6 protein-coding genes and 1 pseudogene are annotated in these 12,310 nt (G+C 67.8%); 4 read left to right on the top strand and 3 right to left on the bottom strand.

Annotated elements, in window-relative coordinates:
* Positions 1-5: 5 nt before the first annotated feature.
* Positions 6-821, bottom strand: a complete 816-nt coding sequence (locus MOTC310_RS26215) for an IclR family transcriptional regulator (protein ID WP_331291543.1) — start codon at positions 819-821, stop codon at positions 6-8.
* A gap of 278 nt (positions 822-1,099) precedes the next feature.
* Here MOTC310_RS26215 and tcuC point away from each other — a divergent pair, with 278 nt between their 5' ends.
* The 4 genes and pseudogenes from tcuC to MOTC310_RS26195 all read left to right on the top strand — a co-directional run.
* A complete protein-coding gene (tcuC, locus tag MOTC310_RS26210) occupies positions 1,100-2,407 on the top strand; it encodes an MFS transporter (RefSeq protein WP_331291542.1) in 1,308 nt (435 codons plus the stop codon).
* 65 nt (positions 2,408-2,472) lie between these two features.
* Entirely contained in the window at positions 2,473-3,681 is a 1,209-nt protein-coding gene (gene sorA / locus MOTC310_RS26205; RefSeq protein ID WP_473753946.1) for a SorA family sulfite dehydrogenase catalytic subunit, read from the top strand.
* A 12-nt stretch (positions 3,682-3,693) separates the two neighbouring features.
* Complete coding sequence (sorB, locus tag MOTC310_RS26200) at positions 3,694-4,038, top strand: SorB family sulfite dehydrogenase c-type cytochrome subunit (RefSeq protein WP_331303864.1); 345 nt, start codon at positions 3,694-3,696, stop codon at positions 4,036-4,038.
* 28 nt (positions 4,039-4,066) lie between these two features.
* Positions 4,067-4,585 (top strand): annotated as a pseudogene (locus tag MOTC310_RS26195) (putative sulfate exporter family transporter); the annotation flags it as partial.
* A gap of 311 nt (positions 4,586-4,896) precedes the next feature.
* On the opposite strand, the gene MOTC310_RS26190 reads toward MOTC310_RS26195, so the two are convergent.
* On the bottom strand, positions 4,897-5,301 hold the full coding sequence (locus tag MOTC310_RS26190; RefSeq protein ID WP_331291539.1) for a hypothetical protein: 405 nt from the start codon (positions 5,299-5,301) through the stop codon (positions 4,897-4,899).
* A 496-nt stretch (positions 5,302-5,797) separates the two neighbouring features.
* A complete protein-coding gene (locus MOTC310_RS26185; RefSeq protein ID WP_331303863.1) occupies positions 5,798-12,112 on the bottom strand; it encodes an autotransporter outer membrane beta-barrel domain-containing protein in 6,315 nt (2,104 codons plus the stop codon).
* Positions 12,113-12,310 lie beyond the last annotated feature (198 nt).

The raw sequence follows: 12,310 nt of genomic DNA, 5'->3' as shown, positions 1-12,310 counted from the left end.
CTCGATCAGGCAACCGCCGCCGGGGCACGCGGGGGCGCTGAGCCTCGGGCATGCCGCGGCGCGGTCGGGGATGAGATGGTGATGGGGTTGTAGCCGAGGGCCCGCGACAGGCTGCGCGCTGCGTCGACGACCACGTCGCTGAAGCGGCGGAGCGCCGTGGGATTCAGGCGATCGGCCGGCCCGGAGATACCGATCGCCGCGACGGGACGGCCCATGGCATCGTGGACGATAGCGGCAAGCCCGCAGACGCCCTCACGCCACTCCCCGCGATTGATCGCGAAACCCTGAATCCGGACCTGCTCGAGTTCCCGCCGCAGGAGGTCGAGGGTCGCGATCGTGCGCGGCGTGTGGACCTGGAGCGTCTCCGGCAGGTGGGCCAGCGCCTCCTCCCGATAAGCGAGCAGCGCCTTGCCGGACGCCACGCAATAGGCTGGAGCGCGGCCACCGATCGACGAATAGGCACGAACCGGCTGGGGGCTCTCGATCTTGTGCAGGTAGATGACGTCCGCCCTGTCGAGCAGCGACAGGTGGATGGTCTCCTGGGTTTGATCGGCCAGAGTCCGCATGAAGGGCTCGGCGACCTGCCGGACGTCGAGCCGCGCCACCACGGGACTGGCGAGTTCGAAGAGCTTCAAGGTGCAGGCGTAGGTGCCACCGGTCTGGGTGCGCACGTAGCCGGCGGCCACCAGTGTCTGGAGCGTGCGATGCACATTGCTCTTCGTGAGGTTGAGCGCGCGCGCCAATTCGCTGACGCCCCGGGGCGTCTCGCTACCGGCCAAGTGCTCTAGGAGCATCAATCCCTTGAGGAGCGTGCTGTCCATCGTTCCAGCATTCGAAACAGCGTTCTGAAAGAGGCTAGCTTTGTCCGTCGTGGCTCGTCAAGTGCAGTCTCACAAACGAGCTGCAATAACACGTGTGGCACCCCAAATACCGGCCGCACAGTCACGAGTTCTGCAGGTTTTTCATTGACTGCAGGCGAAGGCCTTCATAGCCTACCAATTCATGGTACGACGTTCCAAATAATAGAACAATTCGCGTCGTTCGCAGGCCGGCGACAGCCTTCCGAAGAGAAGGCCGCTTCATTGACGGGAGAGAAACTATGGACGCCTCGGCGCAGCGACCGCCCTCGAAGAAGGATGTCTTCCGCGTAGTGAGCGGCAACTTCCTCGAAATGTTCGATTTTATGGTCTACGGCTTCTACGCCGCTGCGGTGGCAAAGGCCGTCTTTCCAAACGACAACGAGTATGTTTCGTTGATGCTGTCGTTGGCCACCTTCGGGATCGGCTTCTTGATGCGTCCGCTCGGCGCCATCGTGCTCGGCGCCTATATCGATCGCCACGGCCGGCGAGCCGGGCTGGTCATGAGCCTCGCCATCATGTCGGTGGGCGTCGCGCTCATCACGTTCACGCCGACCTACGCGTCGATCGGCATCGCCGCCCCCATTCTCGTCCTGATCGGCCGACTGCTGCAGGGGTTCTCCGCCGGTGCCGAATCCGGCGGCGTTTCAGTCTATCTGTCGGAGATCGCGACACCGGGGAATCGCGGTTTCTATGTGAGCTGGCAATCGGCAAGCCAGCAGGTCGCCGTGGTCTTCGCCGCCGTTATCGGCGTGACCCTGCGCGGTGTCCTTACGGAGGAGCAGATGCTCGCCTGGGGATGGCGCATTCCATTCCTGATCGGCTGCCTGATCATCCCCGTCCTATTCTGGATCCGGCGCTCGATGCAGGAGAGCGAGGACTTTGCGCAGCGAGCCAAGCGTCGCCGCGTAACCCTTGGCGAAATCTACCGGTCGCTTCTCCAAAACTGGGCGATCGTGCTCAAAGCGGTGCTGCTCGTCACACTGACGAGCGTCTTCTTCTACATGATCACGGCCTATACCCCGACCTATGCGCGTCAGGTGCTCGGCCTGAGTGCACACGACAGCTTCGTGGTCACCGTCTGCGTCGGCGTGGCGAACTTCGTCTGGGTGCCCGTCATGGGGGCGGTGTCGGACCGGGTCGGGCGGCTTCCGGTGCTCCTGACCTTCTCGGTGTTGATCGGTCTCACGGCTTACCCTGTCATGGCGTGGCTCGTGACAGATCCGTCCTTCGGCCGCTTGCTGGCTGCCCTCATGTGGATGTCGTTCCTGTATGGCGGCTATCAGGGAGTGATGGTCGTCACGCTGACCGAGATCATGCCGGCCGAGGTTCGCGCCACAGGCTTCTCCCTGGCCTACAGTCTTGCACAGGCAATTTTCGGCGGCTTCACCCCGGCGATCTGTACCTATCTGATCCATGCAACGGGGAATCGAGCCATGCCAGGCCTCTGGCTCGCTTGTGCGGCACTGTTCTCGATCGTGGGCGCACTGACCCTCTACCGCAACGTGCACATCTCCCGACGTGGGACGACGGCTGTCACGCCGGCCTGAGCGCGGACCGGCACCGCTGCGCCCACGGTGCCGGTTTTGACCGGAACGGCGCGCCATTGGGAGCGATGCGAACTGTGATGGACAGGCGAAGTCTTCTGACAGCGATGGCTCTCGGCGTGGGCAGCCGGGTCCTCGCGCCGTTCCGCGTCGAGGCGGCCGACACCGCGACGCTGCCCTTCGGCAACGGCGAGCGGCCGCTCGTGGCCTATCCGGGCAAGCGGCCGCTCCTGCAGATGACCGCGCGCCCGCCGCAGCTGGAGACGCCGTTCTCCGTGTTCGACGAGGGCGCGATCACGCCCAACGACGCGTTCTTTGTCCGCTACCACCTCGCCGATATCCCGACCGAGATCGATGCCGGAGCCTTCCGCGTCGCGGTGACCGGGCAGGTCGAGCGCCCGCTCTCCCTGTCGCTCGCCGACCTCAAAGCGATGCCGCGGACCGAGATCGTCGCGGTCAACCAGTGCTCGGGCAATTCCCGCGGCTTCTTCGAGCCGCGCATCGCCGGCGGCCAGCTCGCCAACGGCGCCATGGGCTGCGCCCGCTGGACCGGCGTGCCGCTTAAGACGGTGCTCGACCGAGCCGGCGTGAAGGCCGGCGCCGTGCAGGTCGCCTTCAACGGCCTCGACGGGCCGGTCCTGCCCGAGACGCCGGACTTCGCCAAGGCGCTGACCCTCGACCACGCCCGGGACGGCGCGGTGATGCTGGCCTGGGGCATGAACGGGCAGGACCTGCCCTGGCTCAACGGCTACCCGCTCCGCCTCGTGGTTCCGGGCTACTACGGCACCTACTGGGTCAAGCACCTCAACGGCATCGCCGTCCTCGATCACCCGTTCGAGGGGTTCTGGATGAAGACGGCCTACCGCATCCCCGACAATCCCTGCGCCTGCACCGAGCCCGGCAAGGCGCCGGACAAGACCGTCCCGATCGGCCGCCTCAACGTCCGCTCCTTCCTGACCAACCTGACCGACGGCGCGCCGGTGAAGGCCGGGCACGTGCCCCTGCGCGGCATCGCGTTCGACGGCGGCTCCGGCATCAGGGAGGTCGCGGTCTCGACCGACGACGGCAGGACCTGGAGCGCCGCCCGGCTCGGCCCGGATCTCGGCCCCTACGCGTTCCGCACCTGGACCGCGCAGCCCGATCTGGCGCCGGGCGCCCACGCCCTGCGCGTGCGGGCCACGGGCAACGACGGCGCCACCCAGCCGATGGAGCCGCGCTGGAACCCCGCCGGCTACATGCGCAACGTCGTCGAGACGACCCGCGTGCGGGCGGCCTAGAGGAGGATTGACATGTTCGGGATCCGCCTGCTCCGCCCGTCGGGAGTCGCGCTCGCGGCCGCGCTCGCCCCCGCGCCGGTCACAACGGCCGCGCTTGCCGCGCCCGAGACCTACGCGCTGCCGGAGCCGACGGCCCAGTTCCGGCCGGCCCCGGATGCCGCGCACGCGCCCGGCTTCCAGGCCGCGCAGGAGAACTGCCTGACCTGCCACTCGGCCGACTACGTCGCCATGCAGCCGCCCCGGAAGGGGCAGGCGTTCTGGGACGCCGAGGTCGCCAAGATGATCAAGGTCTACCGGGCGCCGATCGCGGAGGAGCAGGCCCGGGCCATCGCCGCCTATCTCGGCGCTGCCTACTGAGCGCCGGGACCGGGCAGGAGGTCGCGCGATGACCGTCAGAACCGCCGCGCCGGACCGGTCCGGGGCCGCGCCGACCGGGTCGCGGCGGGCCTCCGCCTGGGCCGGGACGGCCGGCACCCTGGTCCCGGGCCTGCTCGTGTGCCTGGGCATCACCGTGGTGGCGCAGGCGCTGCAGGCCGGCGAGGAGCACCTGACCGGCCATCCCTACGTCGAGGCCCTGGTGCTCGCCATCCTCCTCGGCACGGCCGTGCGGACCGCCTGGGTGCCGGGCGCGCGCTTCAAGGCCGGGATCGCCTTCTCGGCCAAGCAGGTGCTTGAGGTGGCCGTCACGCTGCTCGGCGCCGCGGTGAGCCTTGGGGCCATCGTCGCCTCGGGCCCGGCGCTGCTGGCCGGCATCGTCGGGGCGGTGGCGCTGACCATCCTGGCGAGCTGCGCGCTCTGCCGCGCCCTGGGCTTGCCGGTGCGCATGGCGCTGCTGATCGCCTGCGGCAACGCGATCTGCGGCAACTCGGCGATCGCCGCGGTGGCGCCGGTGATCGGGGCGGATCATACGAGCCCGCGACGGGCGGGCACGGTACCGGCAAGGACAGCGAGCAGAGGGCTTCGTTCCAGACGCTGGAGCTCACCTTCCTGCGCCGCGCCATCGGGTGGGATGACCCGGTCGCGTGAGCGCGCCCGCGGCCTCGCCGTTGTCGTGGCCGAGGGTCATGAGTAGGAGCGCCAGACAGAGCCGTTAGGTCGCTCTCAGCTATCGATAGATGGCCGACATACGGCCACACGGTTGAGCCGTCGACATCCAGTATCCGCGCCCTCATGATCTCACGTCGCAGCGTCTATCGCGCGCTTCAGGAGGCGGCATCACCAGGAACGCTGGCGCCGTCCTCGTCCCTCGAAGGATTGCTGATTCATTTCACGACCCTCGTGTGAGTAGTCGATCGGGCTCCAAAAGCCGTCCGGCCCTGCACCGCGCGGCTGCACGGGAGCATACCCACCGTCCCAGTTGCGAGGCCTCACGTCAGCGATCAGCCTGGACCCATTGTCGTAGCGGTACATCTCGCTGCGGTTGCCATTGGCAGGGCGATGCACGGCGCTCAGGTCAGTCCCGATATCGATTAGGGCCGTCTGCTTGGAACCAACGCTCCGCGCGCGCTTCACGGTTAAGGGCTTCGCATCGAAATAGTCACGATAGTCCCCATAAGACTCGACCGCCATCGCACCGACCGTCGATCCGAGAAGTAGCGCGGCTGCGAGCAGCGTCTTCAATGTCCTACACCTTCTGCCTGTAAGCTGGCATCTAGCAGATACGATTTTACGTCGGCCTGCCGAACTGTGTAAGATTGTAGACGGTCTTACGGGGATTTCGGTGACATGCCGCACAAGCCGGGGCGCTCCTCACAGCGCACAAGGGGCTCGGATCGCCAGCTCCCACGACGCTTCTCGTTTTGACTCGACCGGCCGTTCCGTTTCCGATCCTGAGCGGACGGCCCGCTCTCGACCAGATCCCGTATCGTGGGGATTAATCCCTAAATGACTGCCCGGGGTGGATTTTTGCCGTTTCTCTTCTTGAAGATGAGGCGGAAGCGAACGTTGGTAGCGCAGTCACTTTATCGCGTGCCCGCGGCGGTAGGTTCGTGTCAGGTGCCGTACACGGCTGCGAGGAACCGCATCAACAGGTGTCGTGCTGCCTCGCAAATAGCCGTTGCGCCAGCTTGTCGACACCGCACACGATCGATATCGCGGAGGTCGACATAATATTCCCTCAGAAGCGCAGCTGCATCCGAGCAGTCCCCGCATGCGAGAGGAAGTGGTCTCCGATTTGACCTTGATACTCGCCGGTCACCTCGATGCCACCGCCGAGGCTGAGCTGGAAACCCAGTCCCACCTCGCCGAGGCGATCGGGGATCGACGATTCCGTCGCGAACAGGCCGAGCGCACCGGTCCCCTGGAAGCTCGCCTTGCCGGTGAAATGGTCGTCCGACAGGAGCGTCACGCCGAGGGTGCCGTAAGGGCGGACCCAGCGCCCCCCGTCGAGGTCTATCCGGCCACCGATCTCCATCATCGGGCTGAATGCCACCAGCGTTTTGGCGACTGGCCGCATGTCGAGGTTGAAGCCCGGCGCCCCGGTTTCAGAATACGCGGGGCTGAAACTGTAGAGAAGATCCAGATCCGCGTAGGGCTTGAGATACCAATCGCCGAACAAGATTTGGTAACTCGCCCTCAGCCGACCGCCCGCGGTGAGGATCCCGGACTTGCTGCGCGCCGTGGCTGTAGCGCCACCGAAATCGATCAGGCGTTTATTGTCGGCCCAGGAATAGCCGAGATTGGCTGAGGCCGCGAGTAGCCAGGGGCCGATCTGGTGCTTGAGCGCAGCAGAGACATCAGCTGCGTCGCTCGTCGTCCCGGTGATCCGGTCGGGGTCGTTCTGGATCGCGCGGGTGTAGGCGCCAGTGAGGCCGAAGAACCAGTCTGGGGCGAACTCGGCCTGGAGCCCACTCTGGTAGCTGAGAGCGGTCTGACGGTAGCCAACGTCGTCCGCGGTGGCGGACTGGGTCGTGTGAGCGCTGGTGATGCGCCCCCATACGCATTCGCCCTCACGCAGGAGCGTGCCGGTACCTGTGAATGCCGGACAACTCATGGCGCGCTGGAGGCCCTTGCGGGTATCGAGCGTCCGGTCGGTCAGGTTGTCCTGGTTGGACTCGGGCTTCAACTCGTCCAGGGCGGCGGCGTAGGCCTTCGAGCTGTCGACGGAGAGGAAGCGCCCGTAGAGCGTGCCCAGCTTGGTCGTGTTTCCATCCCAAGCATCCTGCAGGCCTTGCGCCACGCTGCGCTGGTCCTCGGTCAGGGTCACGCCGACCGGCGCCGTGAAATGAGCCTGCGGTACCAGCGCGATGCTGTTCCCCGTCGAGACGATCGTCCAGGAGATTGGAACAGCCCCCGAGCTGATGCTGCTTCCGGTGGCGCTGGCGCCGACATTCTCCACTTGGCCGGCCCTGAGGAAAGTGTAGCGGCCGGGCGACAGGCCGTCGATCAAGTGCGGCTCGACCACGCCCCTCAGGGAGGCCGTGCCGGTGACGGTCAGAAGATCGTTCCGCAGGGCAGGATCCGTCGCCAGCGGTGCGATATCGACCAACAGACGCCCGGACTCGGTCTGCTCGAAATTGCCGGTCACCGTCGCCCGGGCGACTTTGCCGACCCCGCCGATGTCGAGGATGGCGCCGTTGCGCAGGCGGCCACCATCTCCCAGGGCGATGACACCGTCGGGTCCGGTCCGCAGGATCGCCGAAGCTGCGCCGTCGAACCCGTTGTCGAACAGGACGCGACCCGTCTGCCCTCCGCCCGTGAGGTCGACATCGCCGATCAGCGTGCCGCGATTGGTGATCGTGCCGGTGGTGAACGCGCCGACGATCGCCCGGCCCGAGGCGGCGCTGACCACGGCGCCCTCCTCGATGGCGATCCTGTTGTCGTGCCCGCCCTCGACGCGCATCGCCGCGCCCGCGCCGCTGCCGCCAGTGACGAGGCCGCTGACCCGGATGACGATCTTGCCGCCGCGGCTCGGATCGGGCTCGAGGCTACCATCGGTCCGCTGGACGCCGGATTGGGCCAGGATCGCGTGGGCGTCCAGGCCGGATGCGATGATCGAGCCGGACGACTCGATGGAGATATCGCCGCCGCTCCCTATTACGGCGCGGCTTCGCACGGGCTGCATCGCCGTTTCGCCGGACAGGCCGACGAGGAGCCCGCCACCTCCGCCGAGGCTCTGCGCGACGATGCCGTGGGATTGCGTGCCCGCGGTGCGGATGACGGAGCCGCGCTCCAGGCTGACGCTAATCGCCCCACCGGAGCCGCTGCCGCCGTCCGCCAGCCCGTAGGGGATCGCGTAGCCCATGGCCTGATGGGCGCCGCCGTAGCCGCCGCCGCCGCCGATCGACTGCAGCAACAGGGCCGGTGCTGCGTCGCCGGTGGTCAGGATCTGCGCGCCTGAGCCAATCCTGACCTGGATCGAACCGCCATCGCCGGCGGCACCGCCCGTGCCACCGAGCCCGAAGGTGTATTTGTGGCCCCCTGGTCCCGCCGCCACGGAAGCGAGCCCGCCGCCGCCGCCTATGCTCTGGGCCAGGATACCGACCGCGCCGAAGCCGCTCGTGGCGACCGTGCCGTCCTGGACGATCCGCACGGTGCCGCCATTGCCCGCCAGGGCTCCGGAGCCGCCGAGCGTCAGGCTGCCGGACTTTGCCGAGACGGAGGCGGGATCCTCCGGCGGTGCGATCTGCACGATGTCGAGTGCTGCGAGCAGCGAATCCGTCAGCGCCTTGGCATCGCTCTTGGTGTCGTCCTTGGCGCCACTCTTGGCGTCGCTCCCGGAGCTGTCCTTGGTCGTCCCGTCGTCAGCCGTGTCGTCGCCAGCCGGTGCGGCGAAGCTGCCGCCGCCGCCGCCGATGCTTTGAGCGACCACGGCATGCGCCTCAACCCCGGTCGTCACGACAGTGCCTCGATTTTCGATCGTGACGCCGCCGCCATGCGCGCCTGTACCGCCGCGCCCGCCGACGTTCAGATTGAGGGTCAAACCCTTGTTGACCTGGCTGTCGACACTGGCGCCGACACCGGTTCCGCCGCCGCCGCCGATGCTCTGCGCATAGAGGCCGTAGGCTGCATTCCCCTCTGTAGCGACCGTGCCGAGGTTGAGGATGCCAACGGAACCACCGGTATTGCCCGTGCCGCCCGACCCGCCGACGGTCGCCGAGATGTTGGTCCGATTGGTGGCCTGCGCGAACGAAACGCCGCCCTGGCCGCCGCCGCCACCGATGCTCTGCGCCATGATACCGTGAGCGGAGGCTCCAAGGGTCGTGATCGTCCCCTCGTTCTTGACGTTGACCTCTCCGCCGGAGCCTCCGCTCGCACCGTCGCCTCCCAGAGCCAGGGTAGCCGAGACGTCGGGCAGCTTGGTCCCGGACTTTTTCTGTGTGTCCAGGTAGTTGGAGATGCCGGTCGAGTAGGATTTCAGCGCCTTGCCGAAATCCGATTGCTTCAGCTTGTCAGCGAGCCCCTTGTACGTGTCGCTAGCCTTGATGTCCTTGAGGAACTGTTCGAGCGCCTTCTTGTCATCCTTGTTGTTCTTGTCGGCGGCCCACTGCTGATACGCCTCGACGCCGATCGCCTGCTTGATCTGCTGCCAGATCTCCCCGACGGCGTCGGGCGCGACCTCCGTCCCGGCCGCGAGGCTGCCCCCCGTACCGCCGCCGCCGCCGATGCTCTGGGCAAGGATCCCGTGTGCGCCGTCGCCCGAGGTCGCGACCGTGCCGGTCGATGCGTTGACGACAGCCACGGGGCCGCCCGTGCTACCGGTCCCGCCGGATCCGCCAAGCTGTCGGGTGATTTTTAGCGTCCCCGTGGCGGCACCGGACACCTCGCCGCCGTTGCCGCCGCCGCCGCCGATGCTCTGGGCCTGGATGCCCGTGGCGTTCGAGCCGCCGGTCAGGATCGTGCCCTCGTTCGTCACCCAAACGGTACCGCCTCGGTTCCCGACGCCGCCTGAGCCGCCAACGGTATCGCTCACCGACAAGGTATCGGCGATCGGGAGTTTGCCGAGAACTTCATTGAGGGTTTTGTCGAACGAGACACCGGACGTCGCGACTGCCGAGGCCGGCCCAGCGTTACCACCACCGCCGCCGACACTCAGCGCGAGCACGCCGAACGCGGCGTCGCCTCCGGTCGTGACGCGACCCGCCTGAGTGACGGTCACGTCGCCGCCGGTACCACCGCCTCCACCCTCCCCACCGCTCCGGTCGCGGTTCTTTCCGCCGATGCCCCGGGTGACCGCGATGTTCTGGCGCAGGCTCAAGGTGTTGCTCGTCGCGGTCGCGCCGCCGCCGTTGCCGCCGCCGCCGCCGATGCTCAGGGCCTCGATGCCGGACGCACCGTCGCCGGAGGTCCGCACGGCCCCGCGATTGGTGACGGTGGCGCTGCCGCCGTTGCCGCCGCCGCCGCCCGTGCCGCCGAGGATCGTGGTGGCAGCCACAGCCATCTGCTGCGGCGGCGCAACGGCCAGCGCGTAGGCCGTTGCGTTGCCGCCGATGCCGCCGCCGCCGCCAACGCTGAGGGCGAGGAGGGCAGTCGCCCCATCGCCGTAAGTGGTCACGAGGCCGGTGTTGACGACACGCGCTGCGCCGCCCGCGCCACCATCTCCGCCTGAACCGCCGATCGCGGTGGAGAACGCGAAACTCGGCAGCGCCTTCCCGCTCGGCGTCACAAGGGGGGCCGTGATCGCCTGCGCGTTGGCCAGGCCGCCCACGCCGCCGCCGCCGCCGATGCTGATCGCCGCGAGGCCGTCCGCGCCGAGGCCGACGGTCGTAACCGTGCTGCTGCTTTCAATGACGGCAGAGCCGCCCGGTCCGCCCCTGCCTCCGCTCCCGCCGATCGCCCACGAGGCCGAAAGCCCGACACCCACCGCCTTGGTCCTGGCCTCGCCGCCGGCACCGCCGCCGCCGCCGATGCTCTGAACCAGCACGGCCGTGGCGCCGTCACCACCGGTTTCAACCGTACCACCGACGCCGGTGAAGCGGGCGAGGCCGCCATCGCCGCCGCCGCCGCCGCTACCGCCAAGTCCGACCGAGAAGAAGGCATTCGCCGTGAACGCGTCGCCGCCGGTGCCGCCACTACCGCCAATGCTTTGGACCAGGGCTCCGTACGCGGCGTCACCCGCAGTCACGATCCTGCCGCCGGCATTGACGACCTCGGCGGTCCCGCCTCTCCCCCCGGTGCCGCCGGTCCCGCCGGTGGAGAACCACAGCGTCCTGCCTCCGGTACCGCCGCCATTCGCCTCGGACCTCACGGCCAGGGGCGAAAGGGGCAGGGCCGTGTCGGCGCTGCCGCCACCGATGCTCTGCGCGACCAGACCGATCGCCCCGGTGCCGGCGGTCGTCACGGTGCCGCTGTTGGTCAACGTCACCGATCCGCCCGTGGCGGCATCCCCACCCTTGCCGCCGCCGAAGACGCCGTCTCCGCCCTTGCCGCCGGGGCCGCCGACCGACTGCGCGACGATGCCCAGGGCATAATCGCCCTGTGTGACCACGGTGCCGCTCTGGATCACCGTGACGGTGCCACCGTCGCCGCCTCGGGCCCCGTCCCGTCCACCTGCATCGCCCTGGCTCCCGCCTCGACCGCCGATACTCTGGACGACGGCGCCGAAGGCATAGTCGCCGGCAGTCCTGATCGTGCCGGCCATGTCGAGGCGCGCAGGGCCACCGCTGCCGCCCTGCGTCACCTGGGGCTTGCTGTAGGCGGTTCCCGATCCGCGGTTGCCGCCCGCGCCGCCGATGGACTCCACGATCGCCGCGGTAGCACCGGCACCGTCGGTGCTGACTTGCCCTGAAGGCGTCACGATGAGCGAGGCCAACCCGCCGGTCCCGCCCTTCCGGAACGCAGTCTCGTCGGCGGCAACCCCACCTGAGCCGGCATTTCCCCCAGTGGCGCTAACTCGGACGCCGAGGAAGGCTTGCCCCACGGTCGAGACCATGGACGAAAGGGTGAGCGCAACCGGGCCGGCATCTCCGCCGCCGCCGAAGTTCGTGAGGGCGAACCCGCCATCCCCGCCCCGGGAATAGATGAGGAACCGGGGAATGGGCTTGAATTCCGGCTGCGCGCCGCTGCTGACTTGGTCGCCCTGGCCGGCGACGTCCTCCGACAACGTTACCGAGACGGCACCGCCGGCCCCTCCATTGGCCCCGAAGACCGAACCGAAGCCAAAATCGTCGCCTCGTCCACCGCGTCCGCCCTTCGAGCCAATGTTGATCGTCACGGCGGGATCAAGCCCGGCGGCTGCGGTATCGACATCGATCAAGGTCAGATCGCCGCCGGCCTGGCCGGGCGTGGCAGAGGTGTTCCGCCCAATGATGAGGACTTTGCCATCTCGGCCATTTGCGCCGATGACCACTTGGGGTTGGGACTGCTCGGCCGCACGCGCAGAGGAACTGAAGATCAGTGCCAGGGCGGTGGTGGCCGTAACCAGAAATCGTTCGCGGTTTCGGACCGTCCCGGGGCAGATTATGACAACTGGCTGGGCTGACAGAGACGGCATCGAGAAGAGGCTCTTTGCTCGCACGGATCTGCACATCTGCGCAGCTCTCAGCGAAAGGGTTGGGCTCATCGGTGCACGGATTGCCCGTCATCGAGGCCGTTCAGTTCAACGAATTTTTTCCTCGAAGATGGTTAACGAAATCTTATCGAGCGATCCATTTCCCTAGACATGGAAACATATCTCCGGGGCGATAGTCGA

The organism is Methylobacterium oryzae, assembly GCF_036441375.1.
Lineage (GTDB): Bacteria > Pseudomonadota > Alphaproteobacteria > Rhizobiales > Beijerinckiaceae > Methylobacterium > Methylobacterium oryzae_A.
Note: the sequence above shows the minus strand (reverse complement) of the source record. Positions and strands in the feature narration are given on the sequence as shown.

Bases quoted from the DNA above. Each gene is read 5' to 3' on its own strand.
- sorA (WP_473753946.1), top strand. From the start codon at position 2,473: ATGCGAACTGTGATGGACAGGCGAAGTCTTCTGACAGCGATGGCTCTC.
- MOTC310_RS26185 (WP_331303863.1), bottom strand. From the start codon at position 12,112: ATGCCGTCTCTGTCAGCCCAGCCAGTTGTCATAATCTGCCCCGGGACG.
- tcuC (WP_331291542.1), top strand. From the start codon at position 1,100: ATGGACGCCTCGGCGCAGCGACCGCCCTCGAAGAAGGATGTCTTCCGC.
- MOTC310_RS26215 (WP_331291543.1), bottom strand. From the start codon at position 821: ATGGACAGCACGCTCCTCAAGGGATTGATGCTCCTAGAGCACTTGGCC.
- sorB (WP_331303864.1), top strand. From the start codon at position 3,694: ATGTTCGGGATCCGCCTGCTCCGCCCGTCGGGAGTCGCGCTCGCGGCC.